The organism is Streptomyces sp. B8-7 (assembly GCF_058833805.1).
This window is the reverse complement of sequence record NZ_JBYRRL010000001.1, coordinates 688,133-713,147: the sequence shown is the minus strand read 5'-3', so window position 1 is coordinate 713,147 and position 25,015 is coordinate 688,133. Positions and strand designations below refer to the sequence as shown.

General features: G+C 72.3%; 18 protein-coding genes. 11 read left to right on the top strand and 7 right to left on the bottom strand.

The annotated features are described in order from the left end of the window. Positions 1-383: 383 nt before the first annotated feature. Both AC5K6T_RS03010 and AC5K6T_RS03005 read left to right on the top strand, forming a co-directional pair. On the top strand, positions 384-1,769 hold the full coding sequence (locus AC5K6T_RS03010; RefSeq protein WP_493205354.1) for an amino acid permease: 1,386 nt from the start codon (positions 384-386) through the stop codon (positions 1,767-1,769). Between the two features lie 223 nt (positions 1,770-1,992). Then, entirely contained in the window at positions 1,993-2,634 is a 642-nt protein-coding gene (locus AC5K6T_RS03005) for a superoxide dismutase (protein ID WP_493205353.1), read from the top strand. 105 nt (positions 2,635-2,739) lie between these two features. Here AC5K6T_RS03005 and AC5K6T_RS03000 read toward each other — a convergent pair whose 3' ends face one another. Further along, positions 2,740-3,396, bottom strand: a complete 657-nt coding sequence (locus AC5K6T_RS03000; RefSeq protein ID WP_493205351.1) for a mycothiol-dependent nitroreductase Rv2466c family protein — start codon at positions 3,394-3,396, stop codon at positions 2,740-2,742. A 199-nt stretch (positions 3,397-3,595) separates the two neighbouring features. Here AC5K6T_RS03000 and pepN point away from each other — a divergent pair, with 199 nt between their 5' ends. Beyond that, complete coding sequence (gene pepN / locus AC5K6T_RS02995) at positions 3,596-6,181, top strand: aminopeptidase N (protein WP_493205349.1); 2,586 nt, start codon at positions 3,596-3,598, stop codon at positions 6,179-6,181. A gap of 220 nt (positions 6,182-6,401) precedes the next feature. Here the strand turns inward: pepN and AC5K6T_RS02990 are convergent, their stop codons facing one another. Both AC5K6T_RS02990 and AC5K6T_RS02985 read right to left on the bottom strand, forming a co-directional pair. Continuing rightward, entirely contained in the window at positions 6,402-6,878 is a 477-nt protein-coding gene (locus tag AC5K6T_RS02990; protein WP_493205347.1) for a hypothetical protein, read from the bottom strand. Positions 6,879-7,101: 223 nt separating this feature from the next. After that, positions 7,102-8,373 (bottom strand): helix-turn-helix domain-containing protein, encoded by a 1,272-nt coding sequence (locus AC5K6T_RS02985; RefSeq protein ID WP_493205345.1) that lies wholly within the window; start codon positions 8,371-8,373, stop codon positions 7,102-7,104. A gap of 964 nt (positions 8,374-9,337) precedes the next feature. Here AC5K6T_RS02985 and rfbB point away from each other — a divergent pair. Genes rfbB through AC5K6T_RS02965 form a run of 4 tightly spaced genes read left to right on the top strand, consistent with a single transcriptional unit; the run spans position 9,338 to position 12,862 of the window. Further along, complete coding sequence (gene rfbB, locus AC5K6T_RS02980) at positions 9,338-10,351, top strand: dTDP-glucose 4,6-dehydratase (RefSeq protein ID WP_493205343.1); 1,014 nt, start codon at positions 9,338-9,340, stop codon at positions 10,349-10,351. Positions 10,352-10,356: 5 nt separating this feature from the next. Continuing rightward, on the top strand, positions 10,357-11,313 hold the full coding sequence (locus tag AC5K6T_RS02975; protein ID WP_493205342.1) for an ATP-grasp domain-containing protein: 957 nt from the start codon (positions 10,357-10,359) through the stop codon (positions 11,311-11,313). Further along, a complete protein-coding gene (locus tag AC5K6T_RS02970) occupies positions 11,310-12,428 on the top strand; it encodes a DegT/DnrJ/EryC1/StrS family aminotransferase (RefSeq protein ID WP_493205340.1) in 1,119 nt (372 codons plus the stop codon). Before AC5K6T_RS02975 ends, AC5K6T_RS02970 begins: the two co-directional genes overlap by 4 nt. Beyond that, entirely contained in the window at positions 12,425-12,862 is a 438-nt protein-coding gene (locus tag AC5K6T_RS02965; RefSeq protein WP_493205338.1) for a low molecular weight protein-tyrosine-phosphatase, read from the top strand. The genes AC5K6T_RS02970 and AC5K6T_RS02965 overlap by 4 nt, the downstream gene beginning before the upstream one ends. Here the strand turns inward: AC5K6T_RS02965 and AC5K6T_RS02960 are convergent. Further along, complete coding sequence (locus tag AC5K6T_RS02960; RefSeq protein WP_493205336.1) at positions 12,844-14,043, bottom strand: UDP-N-acetylglucosamine--N-acetylmuramyl-(pentapeptide) pyrophosphoryl-undecaprenol N-acetylglucosamine transferase; 1,200 nt, start codon at positions 14,041-14,043, stop codon at positions 12,844-12,846. The two genes, AC5K6T_RS02965 and AC5K6T_RS02960, sit on opposite strands and share 19 nt — an antisense overlap. Positions 14,044-14,403: 360 nt before the next feature. On the opposite strand from AC5K6T_RS02960, the gene AC5K6T_RS02955 reads away from it, so the two are divergent. After that, positions 14,404-15,483, top strand: a complete 1,080-nt coding sequence (locus AC5K6T_RS02955; protein ID WP_493205334.1) for a hypothetical protein — start codon at positions 14,404-14,406, stop codon at positions 15,481-15,483. Between the two features lie 126 nt (positions 15,484-15,609). Here the strand turns inward: AC5K6T_RS02955 and AC5K6T_RS02950 are convergent, their stop codons facing one another. Continuing rightward, positions 15,610-17,376, bottom strand: a complete 1,767-nt coding sequence (locus AC5K6T_RS02950; RefSeq protein WP_493205332.1) for a TIGR03767 family metallophosphoesterase — start codon at positions 17,374-17,376, stop codon at positions 15,610-15,612. 289 nt (positions 17,377-17,665) lie between these two features. Here AC5K6T_RS02950 and AC5K6T_RS02945 point away from each other — a divergent pair, with 289 nt between their 5' ends. Both AC5K6T_RS02945 and AC5K6T_RS02940 read left to right on the top strand, forming a co-directional pair. Further along, the gene (locus tag AC5K6T_RS02945; protein ID WP_493205331.1) at positions 17,666-18,229 is read left to right on the top strand and encodes a CGNR zinc finger domain-containing protein; all 564 of its coding nucleotides are present in this window, start codon (positions 17,666-17,668) and stop codon (positions 18,227-18,229) included. Between the two features lie 170 nt (positions 18,230-18,399). Beyond that, positions 18,400-21,684 (top strand): S8 family serine peptidase, encoded by a 3,285-nt coding sequence (locus AC5K6T_RS02940; RefSeq protein WP_493205329.1) that lies wholly within the window; start codon positions 18,400-18,402, stop codon positions 21,682-21,684. A gap of 129 nt (positions 21,685-21,813) precedes the next feature. Here the strand turns inward: AC5K6T_RS02940 and AC5K6T_RS02935 are convergent, their stop codons facing one another. Continuing rightward, positions 21,814-22,839 (bottom strand): hypothetical protein, encoded by a 1,026-nt coding sequence (locus AC5K6T_RS02935; RefSeq protein ID WP_493205328.1) that lies wholly within the window; start codon positions 22,837-22,839, stop codon positions 21,814-21,816. 1 nt (position 22,840) lies between these two features. Beyond that, complete coding sequence (locus AC5K6T_RS02930) at positions 22,841-23,380, bottom strand: sigma-70 family RNA polymerase sigma factor (protein WP_493205326.1); 540 nt, start codon at positions 23,378-23,380, stop codon at positions 22,841-22,843. A 436-nt stretch (positions 23,381-23,816) separates the two neighbouring features. Between AC5K6T_RS02930 and AC5K6T_RS02925 the strand changes: the two genes are divergently transcribed. Further along, positions 23,817-24,833 (top strand): aspartate-semialdehyde dehydrogenase, encoded by a 1,017-nt coding sequence (locus tag AC5K6T_RS02925; RefSeq protein WP_493205324.1) that lies wholly within the window; start codon positions 23,817-23,819, stop codon positions 24,831-24,833. Positions 24,834-25,015 lie beyond the last annotated feature (182 nt).

Sequence of the window (25,015 nt, the reverse complement as noted above, 5' to 3'; positions counted from 1 at the left end):
ATCACTGAGGCAGTGGCGTTGCCCTCACACAAGAGGCGGTAGGGCACCGCATGGCGCTCTGTAAGGTCTCACCAAAGGTACCGACGCGCGCCTCGGCCCGCGCCTCACCGCGGGGCGCCCCGGGCGGCGCTCCGTCCGGACCGCGGGACGGTCACCGGGTCCTCACCCTCCGGGGTCGAGGTGTCCGGATAGTGGGCATCGTGCACCGCTGAGCGGGGCAGCTGCCCAGACTGTGGGACCTTTCCCGCGCGTGGCGTCCCCGCGGGGGCGCCCGCACCCTCCTGCCCCCCTGCGCCCAGCGCCGCCGTGCCCCTCGAACCCCTCCGGTTCCCGTGACCTCTCCCGCCCCTGTCCCCTGCCTCACGTAACGGACGTTCCGCTCCATGCCCAGCACCACCACCACCGCCGGGACCACACCGGCGGCGGACGCCTCCCTCACCCACGGCCTGAAGCAGCGCCATCTGTCGATGATCGCCCTCGGGGGCGTCATCGGGGCCGGCCTCTTCGTCGGCTCCGGCGCCGGCATCGCCGCCGCCGGTCCCTCGATCGTCCTCGCCTACGCCCTGTCCGGCCTCCTGGTGATGCTGGTGATGCGGATGCTGGGCGAGATGTCGGCGGCGTATCCGTCGTCGGGTTCGTTCTCCGCCCACGCCGAGCGGGCCTTCGGCCCCTGGGCCGGGTTCACCGCGGGCTGGTCGTTCTGGGTGCTGCTGTGCACGGCCGTCGGCCTGGAGGGCATCGGCGCGGCGAAGATCGTGACGGGCTGGCTGCCGGGCACCCCGGAGTGGGCCTGGGTCGCCCTGTTCATGGTCGTCTTCTGCGCGGCGAACCTCGCCGCGGTGAAGAACTTCGGCGAGTTCGAGTTCTGGTTCGCGGCGTTGAAGGTGGGCGCGATCAGCCTGTTCCTGGTGCTGGGCGGCCTGGCGGTGCTCGGTGTGCTGCCGGGCACGGACTCGCCCGGCACGGCACACCTCACGGACTTCCTGCCGAACGGCGGCGAGGGCCTGGTCATCGGTCTGCTCGCCTCGGTGTTCGCGTACGGCGGCATGGAGACCGTCACCATCGCGGCCGCCGAGTCGGAGGACCCGGTGCGCGGCGTGGCGAGCGCCGTCCGGACGGCGATGTGGCGCATCGCGCTGTTCTACATCGGCTCGATGGCGGTCGTCGTGACGCTGGTGCCCTGGGACTCCCCGGCCGTCGTGGAGAAGGGCCCCTACGTCGCCGCCCTGGACGAGCTCGGCATCCCCGGTGCCGGCCAGCTGATGAACGTGGTGGTGCTGGTGGCGCTGCTGTCCGCGATGAACGCCAACATCTACGGCTCCAGCCGGATCGCCTACTCGCTGGTCCGGCGCGGTCTGGGCCCCGAGGCGCTGGGCCGGGTGGCGGGCGGGGTGCCGCGGACCGCGGTGCTGGCCTCCTGCTCCTTCGGCTTCCTCTGCGTGGTCCTCAGCTACTGGCGGCCGAACGACGTCTTCGCCTGGCTGCTGAACATGATCGGCGCGGTCATCCTCGTCGTGTGGATCTTCATCGCGGCGTCCCAGCTGCGGCTGCGGCGGCGCCTGGAGAAGGAGGCGCCGCAGCAGCTGACCGTGCGGATGTGGGCGTTCCCGGTGCTGACCTGGGTGGCGCTGGCCGGGATGGCTGCGATCTTCGTGCTGATGGCGCGCGAGTCCGGCACGCGGGTGCAGCTGCTGTCGACGGGCGGGATGACGCTGTTCCTGGCGGCGGCCGGTTACGCCCGGCAGCGGTCGCGCGCCGCACGGGCCTGAGCCCTCTCCCCCTTCCCTCCCGCCCCCTCCCCGGCCGGACGGGGATGGGGCGGGCCGGACGCCCAGGCGGCCGTCCGGCCGACCCCGCCCTCCCGCCCTCCCGCCTTCCCGCCGGCTCGCCCGGTCGGCGGCACGCAGGCCCCCGTGTGATCCGCACGGGGGCTTTTTGCTGTTAGCTTGTTGTTGCGCAATACTTGCAATAAGAGGCTCGGAGGGGACCCTCATGTCCGTGTACACGCTGCCCGAACTGCCGTACGACTACTCCGCGCTGGCCCCGGTGATCAGCCCGGAGATCATCGAGCTGCACCACGACAAGCACCACGCGGCGTACGTGAAGGGCGCCAACGACACCCTGGAGCAGCTGGCGGAAGCCCGGGACAAGGAGCAGTGGGGCTCCCTGAACGGCCTGGAGAAGAACCTGGCCTTTCATCTGTCCGGCCACATCCTGCACTCCATCTACTGGCACAACATGACCGGCGAGGGCGGCGGCGAGCCGCTGGCCGCGGACGGTGTGGGTGAGCTGGCGGACGCCATCGCGGAGTCCTTCGGGTCGTTCGCGGGCTTCAAGGCGCAGCTGACCAAGGCCGCCGCGACCACCCAGGGCTCGGGCTGGGGCGTGCTCGCCTACGAGCCGGTGAGCGGCCGTCTGGTCGTCGAGCAGGTCTACGACCACCAGGGCAACGTCGGCCAGGGCTCCACCCCGATCCTGGTGTTCGACGCCTGGGAGCACGCCTTCTACCTGCAGTACCGCAACCAGAAGGTGGACTTCATCGACGCCATGTGGGCCGTCGTCAACTGGCAGGACGTGGCCCGGCGCTACGCGGCCGCCAAGTCCCGGGGGGACAGCCTGCTGCTGGCTCCCTGACCGGAGGTCCTGCTCGTGATCGTCTTCTCACCGCTCACCGGGCAGGCACCGGAAGAACAGGAGGGGCCCCCGCGAGGACGTGACGCGCGAGGGCCCCTTCTGCGGTCACAGATTGCTGAAGTCCGGGCCCTTGGTGCGGGTCCGCTTGATCTCGTAGAAACCGGGAACCGAGGCGACCGCGACGGCGCCGTCCCACAGGCGGGCCGCCTGCTCGCCCTCGGGGGCCGGGGTGACGACCGGGCCGAAGAAGGCGATCTGCTCGCCGTCCGGGCCGGGCAGTGCGATGACCGGGGTGCCGACGTCCTGGCCCACCAGCTCGATGCCCTCCTTGTGGGAGGCGCGCAGTTCGGCGTCGTAGACGAAGTCCTCCTGCCCGGCGTAGTCGATCAGGCCGGCGGGCAGTCCGGTGTCGGCGAGCGCACCCGCGAGCGCCTCCAGGGTGGGCCCCTCGCCCTTGGTGTGGATGCGGGTACCCAGGGCGGTGTAGAGCGGGCCGAGAACGGCGTCACCGTGCTGCTGCCAGGCCGCGGCCACCACGCGGACCGGCGCCCACGCCTTGGTGGTGAGCATCTCCCGGTAGTCCTCCGGCAGCTCGTCCAGTTTGTCCTCGTTGAGGACGGCGAGGCTCATCAGGTGCCAGCGGACCTCTATGTCGCGCAGCTTCTCCACTTCGAGCACCCAGCGTGACGTCATCCACGCCCAGGGACAGAGGGGATCGAACCAGAAGTCGACGGGGGTCTTGGCGGGCGCGGTCTCGGGCATGACTCTCCTTGTGGTACGGGCTTCTCACCTCGCAACACCCCGGTTCGGCCGCGCCATTCCCGGCTACCCGGCCTCCTGGGCACGTGGCAGGATCAGTTCCGTTCCGCATCCGGGACGCCGGTGTCCCAGGGGGCCGGCGCCCCGCCAGACCGGCGTCGACCACGACGTACGTCCGTGACGATCCAAGGGAGTGCCGCCTGTGCCCGGTGAGAACCTGTCCCGCGACGAGGCCCGTGAGCGGGCCGCGCTGCTGTCCGTCGACGCCTACGAGGTGTCGCTCGACCTGCGCTCCGCGGTCGGCGAGCACAGCGGCGACGGACCACGGACGTTCAGGTCCGTGACGACGATCCGGTTCCGCTGCGCCGAGCCCGGCGCGGGCACCTTCGCGGACCTGATCGCTCCGCGGGTGACCTCCGTCTCCCTCAACGGGCGCGACCTGGACCCCGGTGAGGTGTTCGACGGCGCCCGCATCCTGCTGGAGGACCTGGCCGCCGAGAACGAGCTGGTCGTCGACGCCGAGTGCGCCTACTCCCGCACGGGTGAGGGCATGCACCGCTTCGTCGACCCCGAGGACGGCGAGGTGTACCTGTACACCCAGTACGAACCGGCCGACTCACGCCGGGTTCTCGCCAACTTCGAGCAGCCCGACCTCAAGGCCCCGTTCCGGTTCGAGGTGCGCGCGCCGGAGGGCTGGACGGTGTGGAGCAACGGCGCCGGCCGGCTCGCCGACGGGGTGTGGCGGTTCGCGGAGACCAAGCCGATCTCCACGTACATCACCTGCGTGGTGGCGGGACCGTACCACTACGTCACCGACAGTTACTCCCGGACGTTCGACGACGGGACCACGCTGGAGATCCCGCTGGGCGCGCTGTGCCGCAAGGGTCTCGCCCCGTACTTCGACGCGGACGACGTGTTCCTGATCACCAAGCAGGGCCTGGACTTCTTCCACGACCATTTCGACTACCCGTACCCCTTCGGCAAGTACGACCAGGCGTTCGTGCCCGAGTACAACCTGGGCGCGATGGAGAACCCGGGTGTGGTGACCTTCCGCGAGGAGTACATCTTCCGCGGCAAGGTGACGCAGGCGTCGTACGAGGCGCGCGCCAACGTGGTCCTGCACGAGATGGCGCACATGTGGTTCGGCGACCTCGTCACCATGGAGTGGTGGGACGACCTGTGGCTGAAGGAGTCCTTCGCGGACTTCATGGGCTCCTTCGCGCTGGTGGGCGCGACCCGGTTCAGCGACGGCTGGGTCACCTTCGCCAACCGCCGCAAGGCCTGGGCCTACCGGGCCGACCAGCTGCCCTCCACGCACCCGGTCACCGCGGACATCCGCGACCTGCAGGACGCCAAGCTCAACTTCGACGGCATCACCTACGCCAAGGGCGCCTCCGTGCTCAAGCAGCTGGTGGCGTACGTCGGCCAGGACGCGTTCCTGGAGGGCGCGCGGCGCTACTTCAAGCGGCACGCCTACGGCAACACACGGCTCGGGGACCTGCTGTCGGCGCTGGAGGAGACCAGCGGTCGGGACATGGCGGCGTGGGCGCGGTCCTGGCTGCAGACGGCCGGCGTCAACGCGCTGACCCCGCAGGTGCTGCTGACGCCCGAGGGCCGGGTCGAGGAGCTGGCCGTGGTGCAGGAGGCGGCCGAGTCGCACCCGGAGCTGCGGCCGCACCGGGTCGCCGTCGGCCTGTACCGGCGGTCCGAGGGCGCCGAAGGGCCGGTGCTGGAGCGGTACGCGCGGGCCGAGGCGGACGTCGCCGGGCCGCGCACCGTGGTGGCGGACCTGGCGGGCGCCGAGGCGCCGGACCTGGTCCTGGTCAACGACGACGACCTGACGTACTGCAAGACGCGCTTCGACGAGACCTCGCTGGCCGCGCTGCGGGAGAACCTCGGCGACATGACCGACCCGCTGGCGCGGGCGCTGTGCTGGTCCGCGCTGTGGAACATGACGCGGGACGCGCTGCTGCCGGCCCGGGACTTCATCGGCCTGGTCCTGAGGTTCGCCGGCCGGGAGAGCGACATCGGCGTGCTGCAGACGCTGCACACCTGGGCGGGTTCGGCGGCGGTGGGCTACGTGGCGCCCGAGCGGCGCGAGGCGGCCGGACGCGAGCTGTCGCAGGGCGCCTCGGACCAGCTGCACGCCGCCGCGCCGGGCAGTGAGCACCAGCTGGCGTGGGCGCGGTTCTTCGCGCAGACGGCGAACACGCCGGCCGCGTTCGAGCTGCTGGCCGCGCTGCTGGACGGCACCGTGACGCTGCCGGGACTGGAGGTCGACCAGGAGCTGCGCTGGGCGTTCCTGGAGGCGCTGGCCGTGCACGACGTGGTCGGCGAGAAGGAGCTGGCGGCGGAACTCGCCCGGGACGACACCGCGTCGGGCAAGCGGCACCAGGTGCGCTGCCTGGCGGCACGGCCCAGCGCCGCGGTGAAGGCGCAGTGCTGGGCGCAGGTCGTGGAGTCGGACGAGTTGTCCAACGCGCTGGTGGAGGCGACCATCGCGGGCTTCGCGCAGCCCTCGCAGCGGGAACTGACCGCGCCGTACGCGGCGAAGTACTTCGCGGCGATCGACCGGGTGTGGGCGGAGCGGTCCATCCAGATCGGCATGGACGTGGTGCGCGGGCTGTTCCCGCTGCTGCAGGACCCGCCGGAGACGCTGGCGGCGGCGGACGCCTGGCTGGCGGAGCACCAGGACGCGCCGCCGGCGCTGGTGCGGCTGGTGCTGGAGTCCCGGGACGACCTGGCGCGCTCGCTGCGCGGCCAGGCCTGCGACGCCGCCGCGGGCTGAGCCCTGCGGCCCGGATTCCCGGGCGCGGCGCGACCGACGCCACGCGGTCGCACCGCGCCTGCGGGGGGCGGGCGGGGGCGGCACACAGCGCACGAGTCCGCGCAGCAGGGGCCGGCAGTGCAGCACGGCACCTGCCTGTTCCGAAACGTGCCGCAGCCGCTGCCACGGCGCATCCGCCCCCGGCGCGTCGGCGCTGATCACGTCAGCACCGCTGTGGTGATCAGTCTCTGGAGGCGCCTTCAGGCCAGAGCACCTTCACGGGCACTCCCTTCTCCTCGGCACAGGTGACAACGTCGGCAGTGCCGCCATGGCCGCGGGCCGGTTGTCCGTCCCAGACGGCGAGGAGTTGGTCGACCTGGTCGACGAGGAGTTCGCTCCCGGCCATGTGAGCGTGGGAGTCGGAGGCGTCCAGCCTGGTGCGGTGGATCTCGGCGGCGCGGGCCAGGAGGTCGTCATAGACGGGATGGTGCCAGTCGGGGAGGTCCGCGCGGTACTGCTCGGCGGGAAGGACGACCTCGATGCGTCCGCCATGGTCGAGTACGGCCTGCGCGAACCAGGCGTCCGGGCCGTCGGCGATGCAGCTGATGCCGACCAGGTCGGTCGCGTCGTATGCCTTGACCGTCTCGGTGAGGGCGTGGCGGACCTGCTGTCCGACCTCGGGGGACAGGCCGCGGTGTCCGGTGATGCCAACTCTCATGTCTGGAGGGCTCCGACTTCTTGTCAGGGGCTGGGCGACTGCGCTGCTAGGGCGTGTTTCGAAAGTAGCGTCGTCTGCCCGAAGGACAGGTCTGGCGGCGTCTGGTGCGTGCGATCGCAAGGCGGAGGGTCGCCCCGATACTGGATGTATCGAGGCGAGCCCGACAACGCGGCGAGCGTGCGTGCCAGACGCTGCCAGGCAGGCGGGACTTTCGAAACACGCCCTAGAGACAGGCGTCGTTGAGGCGCGCGTCGAAGTCGCGGACGACGGTCGGCGGGGTTGGTGAGGAGTAGGCGCGGCGGAAGACGCGAGCGCGTTCGACAATGCGGCCGGAGCGCAGACGCAGGCCGGTGTCGAGGGCGTGGGTGGCCAGGGCGAAGGCGGTGTCGAGGTGGCCGGAGGACATGTGGCCGCAGGCAACGTCCAGGCCGAGCAGGGCGCGCTGTTTCTCATGGGTTGAGGACAAGGCCGCCGTCGCGTCGTCCAGGGAGCTGAGGACCCAGCGAGGTCGAGCGAGGCGGGCGCCACAGGTAACGCGTGCGGCGGCAACCTTGCGCTGGTCGAAGGCGAACACCCAGGGCCATGGGGGTGCCTCCTCGCCGGGAATCAGCTCGACCTCGGCCGCGCTGGTCAGGAGGGCACGGTCGGCGGCACGCTCGTCCCCTGCGGTGGCGTGTGCGACGGCCTCCAGGGCGGACAGCCATGCGGAGGCGATCCCGGGGCGGTCGACGCCGAGTTGGCGGCGGGTACCCTGGATCAAGCTGAGCCCCTGGGCGGCGTTGCCGGCTTCGACTTCGAACTGAGCCAGGCTGCCGCGCTGGTAGGCGATCAGCAGCCGGTCACCGGATCGCCGGGCGGCCTTGATCGCCGATCCGTACCAGGTGCGGGCAGAACCGGCGTCCGCCAGGTCCCAGCTCAGCCATCCCGCCAGACCGGCCGCTTCGCTTCCCGCTGCCGCCAGCCGAGCCCGGCTGACCTGATCCGGTGCCTGCGCGGCGATCGCACGGATCAGGCGCATGTGGCCCTGCACGGCGTCGGAGAGCTGCCGGGCGGGGACGGTGGCGTCCATGCGGCGGTAGGAGCTGGTGGCGATGCGCAGCACAGCGGCCTGTTCGATTCCCCGATCCCGATCGGGGAATCGAGGCGATGAGCCTTGCAGGGCGGGGGTCGCCGTGGTCGCGAGGGCCCCGGCGAGGAACTGACGCCGTTGCACTGGATCAAGTCCTTCTGCTGGTACGGCGGGTACCGCACCGATGTCCGCGAGACCGAGCAGCGTCGGCGGAATGCCGAGATGACCGGCGGCTCTCGCGAGGGTGGTCATGTTGTAGTCGCCGACACCCCGCTTCTCCATTCGGGAGATCGCGGGCTGTGACAGGCCGCAGGCATCACCGAGTTGCCGCTGGGTCATCCGCGCTGCCCGCCGGGCCAGCTCGATGACCCGTCCGTAGTCGCCGGCCCGTGATGCCTCCCGCGCGGCGCCTTCCGCCCAGTTCAAGTCTGCCTGCTCCTCAGGGTAGGTATCACGCCAGTGGTTTGCGAGCCGGGACATGCATCCCGCGCATACGCGCATCATCGCCGTGCATCAACGCTGGCCGCTCCTCCGCCGGCCGCGTTTCCCTCGTGACGCGGCTTCACGCACCGGCCGCAAAGGATCGAGGAGGGAGCACCTTCGATGCGGGCCAGGCAGACCACCCCCACCCCATCCGGCTGGGCGCGAAATCTCTGTCAGCCAAGGCTACTTGCGGCCGGAGAGGAGTGGGACGCCGTCTGCGTCGAGGCCGACGTCGGGGTACGTGCGGTGAGTCTCCTGGACGCTGCCGGGGCTCCGGTGGGACCCGTGCTGCACGACCTGTGCAGCAACAGGACGTACTTCCTCACCCCACCGGGTACGGCGGGCTCCTGGCAGGAGCCGGGCACGCGCGCGCTCGGATCGGGATCATGGGTCGTCCTGGCCCCTCCCGCATGGGACGGCCTCCTGCGCTGGGTCATCGAGCCGACCACAGGACCCCCGCACACCCCGATCGAGGACCTCAGGCCCGCTCTCCAGGTGGCGTTCGCGACAGCGCAGCAGCGAGATGAGCTCGCGGCCCGGCTCATCGCCAGAGGCCGCACGGTGCGCTCGCGGGACATACATACCCGGTGACCACTGACGGGCCGCGGGACGCCTTCGGCAGTTGGGCTGGACCGCCCATGAACCGCTGGAGCGGTTGGTCGAGATGGGCTGCCTGAAAGAGACGGCCTGATCGGCTTCCTGCGACAGGAGGAACCCGTCGCGCTCGGGCTCTCCCGAGGAGCACCGCCGCGAACGGGAGCAGCACCCGGCGTGGGACAGAGTCTTCCGGCCCTTCCCTCACGGCAGGACGCGTCTCCGTGCCGGGCCCACCCTGCCGCCCGGTGTCCTCTCATCCGGGTGGCAGAGAAGCACACAACCTGGCGTTCCCTACCTTGGGAGAGGCACTATGCGAACGGTGCTCGTCACAGGCGGAGCCGGCTTCATCGGCTCCCACTTCGTCAAGCGCCTCCTGCGGTCCGAGGACGTGGCCGCGATCACCGTCCTCGACGCGCTCACCTACGCCGGCCACATCGAGAACCTCGGCGAGGCGTTCCTCGACCCGAAGCTGGACTTCGTGGAGGGAAACATCCTGGACACCGATGTGGTGGACGACCTCGTAGCCCGGCACAGCCACGTCGTTCACTTCGCCGCGGAGTCCCACGTCGACCGCTCCTTCTACGAAGCCGGCAACTTCCTGACCACGAATGTCCTCGGTACCCGGACGCTTCTGGACGCAGCCTGCAGGCTGCCCGTGGACAAGTTCGTGCACGTCTCGACCGACGAGGTCTACGGGCCGCTTCCGACAGGCTCGGCGGACGAGTCAGCGCCACTGCGGCCAAGCGTTCCCTACGCCGCATCGAAGGCAGCCAGTGACCTGGTGGCCCTGTCGTACTTCCAGACCTACGGGGTTCCGGTGTGCATCACACGGTCCTCCAACAACTACGGTCCCGGTCAGCACCCGGAGAAGATCATCCCCCTGTTCCTGACCCGTCTGCTGATGGGCGAACCGCTCACACTCCACGGACGCGGCCAGCACATCCGCAACTGGCTCCACGTGGAGGACAACTGCGCCGGTATCGAACTCGTCCTGGACTCCGGTGTGCCCGGCGAGATCTACAACATCGGCGGCGGCACAGACCTGACCAACAAGGAACTCACCAGGCACATCCTGCGGGTGTGCGGCGCCGACTGGAGCGCGGTGACGTACGTGTCCGACCGCCAGGCCAATGACCTGCGCTACGCGATGGACTGGTCGAAGATCGTACGCGAACTCGGCTACCAGCCCACCCGTCCGCTGGAGAGCGGCCTCCGGGGGACCGCCGACTGGTACCGGGCCAACCCCGGACGATGGGCTCCCCTGCTGCGCAGCCCGAAGGCGTGTGCACCGCAGGTCCGTGTTCCCACCTCGGAAGGAGCATGAGACGCATGGCCCAGCACATCCTCGTCACCGGCATCGGCGGCGCGCCCGGCTTCGATCTCGCGCGCAGTCTGATCACGCTCGGCTTCAGAGTCATCGGTACCGACAGCGACCCCCTCGCCTACGGGCTCGCCCTGGAAGGCATCACAGCCCGTACCCTGCCGCCCGTCGGCCACCCTGACTACGCGGCCCGGCTGCTGGACCTGTGCCGCACGCTGCGGCCCCGTGCGCTGCTGTCCACCGTCGAGGCCGAACTGCCGATGCTGCTCACCCTGCGAGCGTCCCTCGGGGCCTTGGGCGTACGTACCTGGCTGCCCGGCCCGAGCGCTGTACAGGCGTGCGGTGACAAGGCCCGCTTCCACGACGTCATGGCCCGCAACGGCATCCCCACACCGCACAGCGTCGGTCCCGAGGCGATCGACGATCTGCCGGACGGCCTGCTGGTCGTCAAGCCGCGCCGAGGCCAGGGCGCGAAGAACGTGCACGTCTGCCAGACACGACAGCAAGCCCGCGTCCTGTGCGAACTGGTACCTGACCCCATCGTGCAAGAGCACGTCACTGGGCAGGAGTTCACCGCAGACTGCCTCATCGACCGGGCCGGCCGGGCCTCGGTCATCCCGCGGTGGCGGCTGCTGGTGAAGGCCGGGCTGTCGATGGTGTCGGCCACCTTCGATGATCAAGGGGTGGTCGACCAGGTGAGGCACGCGCTGGACGCCGTCGGAATGGAGGGCGTGTGCTGCGTGCAGGGCTTCGTCTCCGGGGACCGTGTCGTCCTGACCGAGATCAACGCCCGTATCGCAGGTGCCTTTCCGTGTGCCGAGGCGGCAGGCGCGGCGCTCGTCGAGCAGACCGTCAACGGTCTCTTCGGCCGGCCTGTCGACCACGACCGGCTCGCTTACAAGCCCGGCCTGTACCTCACGAAATGCTTCGAGACGCTGAGCCTGCAGGTGAGGGGTGCCCGATGACGCTGTCCGCCGAAGCCGGTCGCAACGCCCGCCCGTACCTGCACGGCCCGGAACTCGAGGCCGTGGCCGAGGCCATGCGCATCGGCCAGTACGGGCACTCCGAGACCACCGAGCGATTCGAGACCGAGCTCGCACGATACCTCGGTGTTGCCGACGTGGTGGCGGTCGCCTCGTGCACTGCCGCGCTTCACCTTTCACTGCTGGCCGCCGGAGTCGGACCGGCCGACGAGGTGGTCGTCCCGTCACAGACGTTCTGCGCGACGATTCAGGCGATCATGTCCGTCGGCGCTGTCCCACGCTTCGTCGAGGTCAGCTCCCGCACGATGTGTGTCGACAGCCGCACGGTACGCGACGCCCTCACGTCGGCGACCCGCGCGGTCCTGCCGGTCCTGTACGGCGGCCGAGCCGTCGACCTGAAGGACATCCGCCCCATCCTGCAGGAACGGGGCATCACCGTCATCGAAGACGCTGCACACGCCTTCGGCTCTCGTGCCGGCGACGTAGCCGTGGGCGCCACCGGCGACCTCACCTGCTTCAGCTTCGGCCCGATCAAGAACCTGACGTGCATCGAGGGCGGCGCCGTCGTGCCACGCGACCTGGACGAGGCAGACGTCCTGCGCGAATTGCGCATGCTTGGCATCACCCAACCGCAGGCTGAGCGCATTCGTACCACAACCTACGCCGTAGCCCGCCACGGCCTGCGCGCTACGATGTCCGCCGTGCACGCCGCCGTCGGGATCGCCCAACTTCAGCAGTTCCCGGCTGTGGCCCGGCGGCGCCGAGAGCTCTGGCGGGCGTATGCAGCCGAACTGGCGGGCATCGGCGTGGACGTGGTCGACGTCGACATCGACCGCACGGTGCCGTTCAACTGCGTCGTCCGCGTGGTGCAGCGCGACCGGGTGCACGCGATCCTGAACGGTTGGGGCGTCGGAGTCGGCGTGCACTACCCACCCAACCACCTTCAGCCCGCGTTCGCCCCATGGCGGCGCAGCCTGCCCGACACCGAGCAACTCGGGCGCGAGATCCTGAGTTTGCCCTTCCACCCGGCCATGACGACCGCAGACGCGGCCGACGTGGTCTCGATGCTGGACCTGGCCCTGGAAGAGGTGCGATGAGCCGCCGCCGTATCCTGACCGTGTGCTACGGCAACATCTGCCGATCACCCCTCGCCGCTGCCGTACTCGCCCGGCTCGGCGGAGACGCGGTCGAGGTACGGTCCGCGGGCATCCGGGACAAGTGGGCCGGTAGCCCCGCCCACCCCGCCATGGCCAAGGCCGCCGCCGAGCACGGCTACGACCTCGGCGGACACCGCGCCCGCCAGGTCGACCGCGAGCTGATGCGCTGGGCCGACTCCATCCTGGCCATGGACGCCTCGAACCTGGCGGCACTGCGCGATCTGGCCGACGGGCACATGATCGCCCGACTCGCGCTCTACCTGGGCGACCGCGATGTGCCCGACCCGTTCGGAAAGCCGGACGGCGCATTCGACGACTGCATCGAGCTGGTCGTCGCCGGCGCCGCCCGCCACGTTCAGCGCCTGGACGGCTGACCTGCGGCCGACAGGACCGCATCTACCAGCCGGTCCGCCGCATCGGGACGGCCATGAGCTCGCGCCCGCCCGGCGACGCTCGCGCGCTGTTCGCGGTCGGTGAGCAATGGACCGACCGCAGCCTGCAGGCTCGCCGGTGACACCTCGTCCAGCAGGGCGACGGCGGCACCGGCATCCTGCAGATGGCGCGCGTTGTGGGCTTGCTCGTTGCCGGCCGACGACGCCAAGGGGACGAACACCGCAGCCTTGCCGAGTGCGGTCAGCTCGGCGATCGTCCCGGCACCGCTGCGGGAGATCACCACATCGGCCAGGGCCAGCACGTCGGGCAGTTCGTTGCCGACGAACCCGGTCAGGTAATAGCGGCCCGCCAGCGCGGACGGCAGGGTGAGCGCCTGCTCTCGCATGGCGGAGAGGTTGGCCTCGCCGCACTGGTGGATGACGTTCGCGTGGCTCAGCAGCCACGGGAGGATTCCGCCGACCGTCCGGTTGATCTGGGCGGAGCCCTGCGCGCCACCGGTGACGTACACAGTGGGCGAGGAATGGTCGAACCCGGTGAGCTGCAGGAGGTCCACGGCCTTGCCCGCCTGTCCCGCGAGCACCTCCGGCCGTACCGGGTTGCCTGTCACCACTGCGGTCGCCCGGGCTGCCTCCGGCAGCAGCGGCAACGTGGACTCCGACGACACCGCGACGACCGCCGCAGCCCGCGCGAGAGCCTTGTTGGCCAGGCCGAGACGGACGGTCTGCTCGTGCACCACCAGCGGCCGTCGGCACATCTTCGCCGCGAGCCCCACCGGCACAGCCACGTAGCCGCCTGTGGCGAGCACCACGTCCGGCCGGAAGTCAGCGACGATCTTCCGTGCCTGCCCCACGCCACGCGGCACGTTCGTCATGTCCTTCACGTTGGCCGGCGAGACCAGCTTCAGCGGGTTCTTCGAACGACGGATCTTGCCCGTCGCCACCTCGACGAACGGAATCCCCTCCGAGGCGGCGACACGGGCCTCCAGACCGCTCGCCGTGCCCGCCCACAGCACATCCAGAGCCCTGCCTGCAGCGGCCAGACGCGCCTGCAGAGTCCGAACCGCCGTGAGGGCCGGGTACGTGTGCCCGCCGGTGCCGCCGCCCGTGACGATCAGGCGGAACGCTGCAGGGCTGGTACCGCCGCCCGTGAAGAAGTCAGCCATTCCGGGAGGGTAGCGCGGTGACCACAAGAGACGTCGCGGGTCGGATACCCGCCCGCCAGTCCCGGACGCCTCGCCCGCCCGTCACCGTCTCGGCGAGCAGCGGTGTTGGGCTGTGCAGCGGACACCGTGACGTTCAACTCCATCGCCTTGAGATCGGATTGCCAGGGATCTGACGCCATGTCCTGGTCCGGGTTGCTTCCGTGGTGAACCCGCAGGTTCAGCCGCCGCCCCCGTCATTCGATCCTGTGGCGCCGTTACTCGGCATCCGAACATCCGTCCTTTAGTGCGGGGTTGTCCTGGTTTGTCGACGGGCGTGTAACAGGGGTTCGCGGGCGGTCCGGGTGCGGGAACCTCACCGGCATGAACCACAACACCCCGCTCTCCTCCCGCCCCCTGCGCCACCTGTCCGAGGTGCACCGTGGAGTGCTGAGCGCCGCTCAGCTGCGCGCGCACGGGTTCCCGGCTGCCGCGGTCGCCGAGCGGTGCCGGCCCGGCGGCCCCTGGCAGCAGCTCCTGCCCGGTGTCTTCCTGCTGCATCCGGGGCCGCCGACCGGTGAGGAGCGGCTGCACGCGGTGCTGGCGTACGCCGCCCGCGCGATGCCCGCGGTCGCGGTGCCGGTCCAGCCGGGTGCCGGGAAGCCGCACCGGGGCGGGTACGCCGGGGGGCCGCACCGGGTCGGCTACGCCGAGGCGATGGTCACGGGGCCGGCGGCGCTGGCCCTGTACGGGTTCGCCGCCGCCCCCGCACTGACCTCGCTGGAACGGATCGACGTCCTGGTGCCGCGGGCGCGGCGGCTGCGGTCGGCGGGCTGCGCCCGCCTGGTGCGCACACCGGAGCTGCCGGCGCCGTGCACGGTGACGGGGCTGCCGGTGGCGCCGGTGGCGCGGGCGCTGGCCGACGCGGTGGCGCGGCTGTCGGACCCTGGCCTGGTGCGGCGGCTGCTGACCGAGGCGGTGCGCGGCGGGCACTGCGAGGCGGCCTCGGTGGTCGGGGAGTTGAGCCGGGCGCGGCTGCTGGGCCGCCCGTACGTGGTGGACGCGGTGGACTCGCTGGTGGCCGAGGGGCGGGCGGTGGCGGAGGAGCGGCTGTACCGGATGGTGCGCGAGTTCGGCCTGCCCGACCCGGTGTGGAACGTGGACCTGCGGCTGCCGGGCGGCCCCCCGCTCGGCGGGGTCGACGCCTACTGGCCCGAGCAGGCGGTCGCGGTGGAGCTCGACGCCCGCGGCGTGCGCCAGGGGCCGTTGCAGGACGAGGACGCCCAGTGGTCGGAGTACGCCAGCAAGCGCGAGCATCTGGAGCGGCTGGGCATCACGGTGGTGCACCTGACGCCCCGCAAGCTGCGGGACGGGCTGGAGCAGCAGGCCGCGGTGGTGCGGACGGCGCTGATGGCGTCGGGGGAGCGTGATCCCGCGGCGTATGTGGTGGTGCTGCCGCGGTAGCGCGCCCCGGCGCGCACGTCGTGGTGCTGCCCGGCCGTCCGTGGCCGGGAGGGCATCAGGAGGGGAGAGGAGGGGCCGTCGGGCGACCGGCGGTCCCTCCTCGTGTCCGGGCCCGGACCGGGGCGGTCAGCGCTTCTTCAGCACCAGTTCGGTGTTGCGGTCCCGGGCGGCGCCGGCGAGGTCGGTGCGGCCGCCGGGGGCGTTGAAGGAGATCTCCCGGTAGAGGGCGGCGAGCCCGGTCTGGGAGAGGTCGGCGAAGTCGGTGCGGTGGGGCGCGGCGGACTCCACCAGCGTGGTGAACAGCGACAGGGTGCCGTCGTGGTTGTCGGCCAGCTCGACGACGCGGGCCAGTTGGGGGAACTCGACGTGGGAGGCGGTGGAGATCTCCCAGAAGGAGCCGCCGCCCGAGGCCGGGTGGGCGAGGATCTCGTTGCGGTGGATGTGGCCGTTGACCCAGGCCAGCACGTTGCGGTGGCGGCCGAGCAGGGCGACGAGTTCGGCCCCGTCGTGGCGGCGCTCGTGCGGGCGGGCCGGATCGGGCAGCGGGTTGTCCATGGACGCGCTGGTGTGGTGGCTGAAGACGACGGCGTGGTCGTCCTCGTACTGGTTCAGGGTGCGCTCCAGCCAGTCCAGTTGGGCGGTGCCGATGGAGCCCTGGTAGTGGCCGCCGGGGTCGGTGGTGTCGAGGCTGATGCCGATGACGCCGTCGGCGATGCGGAAACCGTAGTACTGGGTGCCGGTCTCCACGTTGGCGGTGGAGTAGCCGTGGCCGGCCGGACCGGGACCGGTGTGCGCCGGGTCGAGGTGGGCCCGCAGCCAGTCGGCGGGGGTGTAGGGGGCGCGGCGCTCGTCCGGGGTGACGGGGCGCAGGTCGCGGGCGTGCGCCCGCAGCAGGTCGCCGAGGGCGAGGCCGCGGGGGTCGCGGGCGCCGCGGATGGCGTCCTGGAGCTTCCTGGCGTCGGCGGGGGCGAGGTCCATCAGTTTGCGGCCGCCGGCGGCGAACTCGGTGAGGTAGGGGTCGTTCTGCCCGTAGCAGCCCAGCGGCAGGGAGTCGTGGTTGCCGACGGTGGAGTACCAGGGCAGGTTGAGGCCGGGGCTGCGGACCTCGCGGACGGCGGCGTCGAGATAGCCCGCCAGGTGCGGGAAGCCGCGCTGCTTGTCGTCGTCGCGGACGGGCGTGTCGGGGTGCCAGTACCGGGCCAGGCCGCTGTTCTGGACGCCCTCGTAGTGGCCCGGGTCGCCGGAGTCGGGGGTGATGCGGCCGCCGCTCATCACCGTGAGGTACCACTGCAGTTCGGTGTGGGCGTTGTTGTCGGTGTTGTCGCCGGTGGTCATGGCGAAGTGCAGGGGGGCGCCGGTGGCGGGGCCGCCGCGCAGCGCGTTGATCCGCTCCACCAGCGACACGGCGCCCTGCACGGTGAGCGCCTCGTGCGGGCGCCAGGCACGGATGTCCGCGGAGCGCAGGAACTCCAGCCGCAGGGGGTGTTGTACGTCGGTCAGGTGCAGGTCGGTGAGCTGCACGAACGCGGCGAGAGGGGTGCGGCGGTCGGCCCGGCCGGGCCGGGGCGGCGCCAGGTCGTCGCGGACCACGCGGGCCCAGCCGGGTCCGTCGCCCAGCCGCCGGTAGCCGCCGTCGGTGCGGGGCGCCGCCACCGCGGCGGCGGTGGTGCCGCGGGAGTAGGGGGCGAGGGCGGCGGCGGGGGCCCGGCGGGAGGAGGCGACGGGCGCCTCGCGCCGGGCGGGGACGGCGGCTGCGGCCCGGCCCTCGGTGGGGCGCAGGGCGTGGCCGATGCCGGCGGACAGCGACACCGCGCCGGCGGTGGCGAGGAGGGTGCGGCGGTCGACCGCCGGGGCGAGGACGTCGGAAGCGGCGGCAGAGTGTGAGCGCGGCATGGCGCGGTCTCCCCGGGTGCGAACGCGTGGGCGATGGTCGCGGGGCGGGCCGCCGGGCGGTCCTCCCGCTCGCTTCGGATCGTTGGCACCGGGAATGGCCCGCGTGTGAACGCGGCGGCAACGAGCGGCACCGATACCGGTACGTGGATCACGTACCGGCGGGTTCGTCCCGAGCGGCTCGTCCGGCGGCCCGGAACCGGTCACTCAGGGTTCATCCGAGGGGAGAGTGCCGGGTGTGCGGAAGCCCGCGCCGCGGGGCGTGACGGTCGGACCGAAGGGAGCCCACGAGATGTCCGCAGACCCCCGCCCCCTGACCGGCGAGCCACTGGCCCTGGATCCGCTCAACACGCGGTGGATGCGCGACGGCACCCTTCAGGACCTGCTGACCGGCACCGAGGGGCTTGCGGTGTGGCTCGCGGTGTGGCTTGCGGTCTGGCTCGCCGCGAACGGGCCGGCGGAGCGGTTCCCGGCCGGCGAGGCGACCCTGCGGCACACCCTGCGGGCGCGCGAGGCGCTGCGGGCGGCGGTGGACGGCCCGCCCGGCGGCCCGGGGACCGCCGCCATGGACGCGGTCCTCGCGCACGGCCGGATCCGGCCGACCCTCGGCCCGGACGGCCCCGGCGAACGGCCCGAGTCCCGCGACGCGTCCTGGGGGCCGGCCTGGCGCGCCGCGCGCGACTGCCTCGCCCTGCTCGCGACCGCCCCCGACCGCATCCGCGCCTGCGCCCACGAGGCCTGCGTCCTGCACTTCTTCGACACCGCGCGCAACGGAACCCGGCGCTGGTGCTCGATGGCGGTGTGCGGCAACCGGGCGAAAGCCTCCCGGCACCACGCCCGCGGCACGGACTCCTGACCCAAACCGCCCTACCGGGACCAACCCGCGCGAAACCCATAGCGGGTTTTCCCCATACATCCATTTCGATTCGGTCAACTCACCCCGAACACCTGTCCCTTGCGCCAGGCTGAGCGATCGTCCGGGACCGCATTCCGGACTCCTCCGTTCCTTACGTGCAAGGGATGCCGATGACCAACACCCCCCAGCGCGAACCGAATCCGGCCACCAGACGCGCGGCTCGCATAGCCGTGGCCGCGGGTCTGGTGGCCGCTCTGTGCGCGCCGATCCCCGTGGCCTTCGCCGGCGACCAGGACTCCCCGGTCGCCGACCCCGGCGTGAAGTCCGCCCACGCCAAGCTGGGCGCGGACGACGCCGACGTGCTCGCCGAGGCCAAGGCCGAGGGCGAGAAGACCGTCACCATGATGGTCGCCACCGCGCCCGGCCAGACCGAGCAGGTGGCACGGCAGCTGGACTCCGTCGAGGGCGGCCTGGTCGGCCGCACCTACGACAAGCTCGGCTACGTCCGGGCGACCGTGCCGACCGCGAAGGCGGACGCGGCCATCGCCGCCGCGGCCAAGCTCTCCTCCGTGCACGGCATCGACCTGCGCCAGGAGATCGCCCTGGACGACCCGACGCCGGCCGGCGACCGCGCCGAGGGCGCCCCCTCCGGGTCCCGCGGCCACTACTCGGGCCCGGGCAGGAAGACCCCGGCGAAGAACCCGTACAACCCGTCGTTCGAGACGGGCGCGGTCGACTTCGTCCGGCACAACCCGAAGGCGGACGGCCGGGGCGTCACCATCGGCATCCTCGACTCGGGCGTGGACCTCGGGCACCCCGCGCTGCAGAAGACCACCACCGGCGAGCGCAAGATCGTCGACTGGGTGACGGCCACCGACCCGGTCTCCGACGGTGACGCCACCTGGCGCCGGATGAACAACCCGGTCAGCGGGCCCACCTTCGCCATCGCGGGCGCGACCTGGAAGGCCCCCGCGGGCGACTACCAGTTCAACCTGTTCCGCGAGTCGTACACGGCCGGCGGCGACGCCAAGGGCGACGCCAACCGCGACGGCGACACCACCGACGTCTGGGGCATGCTCTACGACGCGGCCGCGGGCACCGTCCGGGTGGACCTGAACAACAACTTCGACTTCACCGACGACACGCCGATGAAGCCGTACAAGGACGGCCACCAGATCGGCTGGTTCGGCACCGACGACCCGTCGACCGACGTCGCCGAGCGCCAGCCGTTCGTGGTCGAGATCCGCAAGGACGTCGTCTACAACGGCGCCGGCGCCACGTCGGACTACGTCAACATCGGTGTCATCGAGTCCGAGCACGGCACCCACGTCGCCGGCATCACCGCCGCCAACGGCCTGTTCGGCGGCCGGATGAACGGCGCCGCCCCCGGCGCGAAGATCGTGTCCTCGCGGGCCTGCACCTGGTCCGGCGGCTGCACCAACGTCGCGCTCACCGAGGGCATGATCGACCTCGTGGTGAACCGCGGCGTCGACATCGTCAACATGTCGATCGGCGGTCTGCCGGCGCTGAACGACGGCAACAACGCGCGCGCCGAGCTCTACACCCGCCTGATCGACACCTACGGTGTCCAGCTGGTGATCTCCGCGGGCAACTCCGGCCCCGGCGCCAACACCATCGGCGACCCCGGCCTCGCCGACAAGGTGATCTCGGTCGGCGCGTCCGTCTCGCGCGAGACCTGGGCCGCCAACTACGGCTCGATCGTGAAGAGGCGCTACCAGATGCTGCCCTTCTCCTCGCGCGGCCCGCGCGAGGACGGCGGCTTCACGCCGACCCTGGTCGCCCCGGGCGCCTCGATCAACACCACGCAGACCTGGCTGCCCGGCAGCCCGGTGGCCGAGGCCGGCTACAGCCTCCCGGCCGGCTACTCGATGCTGCAGGGCACCTCGATGGCGTCCCCGCAGGCCGCCGGCGCCTCGGCGCTGCTGCTGTCCGCCGCCAAGCGCAAGGGCATCGAGCTGACCCCCGCGACGCTGCGCACCGCGCTGACGTCGACCGCGGACCACATCCGCGGTGTGCAGGCCTACGAAGAGGGCGCCGGCCTGATCAACATCGTGGACGCCTGGAAGGCGATCCGCCGCGGCGTCACGGCCCACGAGTACACGGTCAAGGCTCCGGTCGACACCGCGATCGACCAGTTCCTGAAGACCCCGGGCTACGGCACCGGCCTGTACGACCGTGAGGGCGGCCTGAAGGCCGGCCAGAAGAAGACGTACGAGATCACGCTGACCCGTACGACCGGCGCCGACCGCCCGGTGCTGCACACGCTGCGCTTCGTGAACAACGCCGGACGCACCTTCCGCGTCCTCGGCGGTCACGTGGTGCGTCTGCCGCTGAACGAGCCGGTCACCGTCAAGGTCCAGGCCGCGCCCCGCTCCGGCGGCCTGAAGAGCGCGATCCTCGAGGTGGACGACCCGCGCACCAGGGGCGTCGACAAGCAGGTCCTGACCACGGTCGTGGTCTCCACCCCGTTGAAGTACACGTACTCGGCGTCGTCCAGGGTGGCGCGCAACAGCACCACGTCGTACTTCGTGACCGTGCCCGAGGGCGCCAAGTCGCTGGAGGTCGCGATGAGCGGCCTGGCCGGCAAGAGCCAGACCCGCTTCATCGCCATCCACCCCTACGGCGTGCCGGCCGACACCACCAGCACCCCGTACTGCTACAACAACTACCTCGACGGCAACGGCTGCCGCCCGGACGTGCGTTCCTACGCCGACCCGCAGCCCGGCGTCTGGGAGATCGAGGTCGAGGCGCGGCGCACCTCGCCGCTGCTGTACAACCGGTACACGCTGGACGTCTCCGTGCTCGGCGCGGCCTTCGACCCGGAGACCGTGACCGTGGCCGAGGCCCAGGTCGGCACCCCGGCCGCCGTCTCCTGGGACGTGACGAACGGGTTCGCCGCGATCGACGGCAAGCTCGTCGGCGGCCCGCTGGGCTCGTCGAAGTCGGCCCGCCCGACCATCGCGACCGGTGAGACCCACACCACCACCGTCGAGGTGCCCGAGGGCGCCACCTCGCTGGACGTGGCCATCGGCAACGTCTCCGACGCGGCCGCCGACCTCGACCTGACGGTGTACGACGCCGACGGCAAGGTCGTCGGCCAGTCCGCCGACGGCGACTCGGAGGAGTCCGTCTCCCTGGCGGACCCGGCCGCCGGCACCTACACCGTCGAGGTGTACGGCTACGCGGTCCCGGCCGGCTCCACCCTGTACGACTACCGTGACGTGTTCTTCTCCGCCGCCCTCGGTTCCGTCGCCGTCGACGGCGCGGGCTCGGTCGAGCTCGGCACGGGCGCGTCGGCGAGCGTCTCCGGCAGCGTCACCGCGAGCGCGGCGGCGCCCGAGGGCCGCGAGTTCTTCGGCCAGGTGTCGCTGGTCAACGCGCGCGGCACGGTCGCGGGCGTGGGCAGCGTGAAGATCGAGAAGGTCACGCCGTGACGGCCTGACACCTCCGCGGGCGGGCGTCCAAAACGGGCGCCCGCCCTTCCTCCTCCCGTACGGGCGGCCCTCCGGGCGGCCGGGCGAAGAGCCCCGGCGGCGCCGGGAGGGCCGCCCGGCCCCGTTCCCTCACCCGCAGCCGGCCCCGCCGGAGGGCGGCTGCGCCTCGGCGATCCAGGCCCGGGCGCGGGCGACCTCCCGCTCGCCCACACCCCACACGTCCGGTGCGGCCGCCCCCTCGGGGACGGCGACCAGGGCCAGGTCGCCCGGGTGCAGCCGGGGGTCCTCGGCGCGGTCCCGCAGAAAGGTGACCTCGGCGGCGCCGTGGCCGGGCTTGAGGTGACGGGTGACGCGCAGGACGACACGGTCCTGCCGCCCGCCGGGCGCCGCCTCGACCGCCGTGACCTCGCCCTCGGCGATGAGCCGGGCGCAGGCGACGTAGCCGTACGGGCCCGTCGACGCCGTGTCCCCGCCGGGCTGCCCGGACTCACCGGACTGCCCGCCGCCGGAGTTCCGGTCCGCCGCCGCGCCGGCATCGGAGTCGGACCTCTCACCCCCGCCCGTCTCCAGGACGACCCACCCCAGGACACCGAGCACCCCCACCGCGCACGCCGCCCCGGCCGCGCGCACCGCGAACCGCAGCGGGCGCCGCCACCGCACGGGCGTCGGCCGGAGCACCGGATCGGGCACGGCCTCGGACGCCGCCCCGGGGTCCGCCACGGGTCCGGGCACTCCCGGTGCTCCCGGTGCTCCTGGTGCTCCCGGTGCTCCCGGTGCTCCCGGCACTCCTGGAACGTCCGCCGCTCCCGACGGCTCCGCCAGGACCCGCCCGAGCACCCCCAGCTGCTCGCGCAGCAGCATCACATCGGCCTCGGCGGAGCGGTGGGCGGCCAGGAGGGCCGCGTCCGACCGGGCGTGCTCCGGCAGCGGCTCCCCGGTGAGCACGGCCATCAGCGGATCGGGGGCGGGCGCGGGACCGCCGCCGCGGCTCCCGGGACCGGCGGGGACACCGCGGCCGGGCCGGCCGCCGGGGACCTCGCCCGCGCCGCGGGTGTCTCCGGCACCGCGTCCGGCACGGGTGTCGCGCCCCTCGCCCGCGCCGCGGCCGCCGGGGCCGCCGGGGCCGCCGCCGTATCCGTCGTGTTCGGCGGTCACGTCACACCACCTCGTCCTCGTGCAGCCGGGTGCGCAGGGCCCGGACCGCGGTGTGCAGCCTGCTCTTGACGGTGCCCTCGGGAATGCCGAGCTCCTCGGCGATGCCGCGCACGGGCAGATCGGCGTAGAAGCGCAGGACGAGCACCTGCCGCTGGGCGTCGGGCAGTTCGTCCAGGCCCTGGGCCACCGCGAGGGAGAGCACGCTGGTGTCCTCCCCCGAGGGGTGCTCGGCCTGCCGCAGCGAGGCCAGCCGCTCCCCGAGCCGCTCCTGGCGGCGCTTGGCCCGATGCCAGTCCATGGCGAGGTTGGAGGCGACCACCGCCGCCCACGCGGACACGTCCCGCGGCGCCTCGCGGCCACCGGCGGCCCGCTCCAGCAGCCGCAGGCGGACCTGCTGCACCCCGTCCGGCAGGTCCGCCTGCGGTACGCCGCCCAGGGCGAGCACCGCCCGCACCCGGCGCTCCTGGGCCGCGTCCAGGGGATCACCCACCGCGTGGTCCGCCCCCTGGCCGCGACGGGCCCTTCTGCGCAGCACAGCCACCCCTCTCCTCGCCGCGTTTCCCCTATGACGCGGGAGGCGGCGGAAACGTTCGCCGCCCGCCGGCCCGCAACGAGACAGCCGCCCGCCGGCCCGGAACGAGACAAAGGTCACCCCCGGCCGGGGACGCGGCCCGCGCGGTCCTCGCCGGGACCCGCGCCCGCCGCGTACGCGGACCGCCGAACGGCGCCGGGGACCGGGGCCGAAGGGGCACGGGTCCGGGCGCGCCGCGCGGTTCCCGCAGGCGGTGCCTGCCCGCGGGCAGGCACCCCCCGGACGGCCGCACGGCGGTCCCGGGAACCGCCGGAGTCCATTCCTTGGTCATGGACTCCAAAGAATTGGACAGGAGGACCGGGGGCGGCCGCATCATGGAAAAGCGCAGGCCGCAGAGTCGCCATACCCGTCACACCCGTCACACCCGTCACATTGAGGAGTCGCCGTGAAGGTAGGAATCGTCGGAGCCACCGGACAGGTCGGCACGGTCATGCGCAGGATCCTGGCCGAGCGGAAGTTCCCGCTCGACGAGCTGCGCCTGTTCGCCTCGGCCCGCTCGGCGGGGACGGTCCTGGACGGCGTGACGGTGGAGGACGCGGCGACGGCCGACTACACCGGCCTGGACATCGTGCTGTTCTCGGCGGGCGGCTCGACCTCCCGGGCGCTGGCGGAGAAGGTCGCCGGGCAGGGCGCGGTCGTGATCGACAACTCCTCGGCCTGGCGCAAGGACCCCGAGGTGCCGCTGGTGGTCTCCGAGGTCAACCCGCACGCGATCGCCGACCGCCCCAAGGGCATCATCGCCAACCCGAACTGCACCACGATGGCCGCGATGCCCGTGCTGAAGCCGCTGCACGAGGAGGCCGGCCTGGAGGCGCTGGTCGTCGCCACCTACCAGGCGGTCTCCGGCTCCGGCCTCGCGGGCGTCGCCGAGCTGCACGGCCAGGCCCAGAAGGTGGTCGCGGACGCCGACCGGCTCACCCACGACGGCGAGGCGCTCGAGTTCCCCGAGCCGGGCGTCTACCAGCGGCCCATCGCCTTCAACGTGCTGCCGCTGGCGGGCTCGATCGTCGACGACGGCCTGAACGAGACCGACGAGGAGCAGAAGCTCCGCAACGAGTCCCGCAAGATCCTGGAGATCCCCGGCCTGAAGGTCTCCGGCACCTGTGTGCGGGTCCCGGTCTTCTCCGGCCACTCCCTCCAGGTGAACGCGCGCTTCGCCCGCCCGATCAGCCCCGAGCGGGCCACCGAGCTGCTCGGCGGCGCCCCCGGCGTGGTCCTCACCGACATCCCGACCCCGCTCCAGGCGGCCGGCAAGGACCCGTCGTACGTGGGCCGCATCCGCAGGGACGAGACGGTCGAGCACGGCCTCGCCCTGTTCGTCTCCAACGACAACCTCCGCAAGGGCGCCGCGCTGAACGCGGTCCAGATCGCGGAGCTGGTGGCCGCGGAGCTGAAGGGCTGACACCGGGCGCCGCAGGAGGGCGTTCACCGTCGGTGACGGTGAGCGCCCTCCTCCCTCGGAGCGCCAGGTGCCCACCCGGCGCGGCGCCGAGCGGCCGCGCGGCGCACCCGGGCAGGTCCTCCGCTGCCGAGAACACGGCGTCCACCCGGTCGCCCGCGGCCGGCCGGCGGCGCGCCCCGCCC

Excerpts from the sequence above, each read along its gene's own strand:
- AC5K6T_RS02945 (WP_493205331.1), top strand. The coding sequence starts at position 17,666 with ATGTCCGCAGACCCCCGCCCCCTGACCGGCGAGCCACTGGCCCTGGAT.
- AC5K6T_RS02955 (WP_493205334.1), top strand. The coding sequence starts at position 14,404 with ATGAACCACAACACCCCGCTCTCCTCCCGCCCCCTGCGCCACCTGTCC.
- AC5K6T_RS02965 (WP_493205338.1), top strand. The coding sequence starts at position 12,425 with ATGAGCCGCCGCCGTATCCTGACCGTGTGCTACGGCAACATCTGCCGA.
- AC5K6T_RS02940 (WP_493205329.1), top strand. The coding sequence starts at position 18,400 with ATGACCAACACCCCCCAGCGCGAACCGAATCCGGCCACCAGACGCGCG.
- AC5K6T_RS02960 (WP_493205336.1), bottom strand. The coding sequence starts at position 14,043 with ATGGCTGACTTCTTCACGGGCGGCGGTACCAGCCCTGCAGCGTTCCGC.
- AC5K6T_RS03010 (WP_493205354.1), top strand. The coding sequence starts at position 384 with ATGCCCAGCACCACCACCACCGCCGGGACCACACCGGCGGCGGACGCC.
- AC5K6T_RS03000 (WP_493205351.1), bottom strand. The coding sequence starts at position 3,396 with ATGCCCGAGACCGCGCCCGCCAAGACCCCCGTCGACTTCTGGTTCGAT.
- AC5K6T_RS02970 (WP_493205340.1), top strand. The coding sequence starts at position 11,310 with ATGACGCTGTCCGCCGAAGCCGGTCGCAACGCCCGCCCGTACCTGCAC.
- AC5K6T_RS02990 (WP_493205347.1), bottom strand. The coding sequence starts at position 6,878 with ATGAGAGTTGGCATCACCGGACACCGCGGCCTGTCCCCCGAGGTCGGA.
- AC5K6T_RS03005 (WP_493205353.1), top strand. The coding sequence starts at position 1,993 with ATGTCCGTGTACACGCTGCCCGAACTGCCGTACGACTACTCCGCGCTG.
- AC5K6T_RS02975 (WP_493205342.1), top strand. The coding sequence starts at position 10,357 with ATGGCCCAGCACATCCTCGTCACCGGCATCGGCGGCGCGCCCGGCTTC.
- rfbB (WP_493205343.1), top strand. The coding sequence starts at position 9,338 with ATGCGAACGGTGCTCGTCACAGGCGGAGCCGGCTTCATCGGCTCCCAC.
- AC5K6T_RS02950 (WP_493205332.1), bottom strand. The coding sequence starts at position 17,376 with ATGCCGCGCTCACACTCTGCCGCCGCTTCCGACGTCCTCGCCCCGGCG.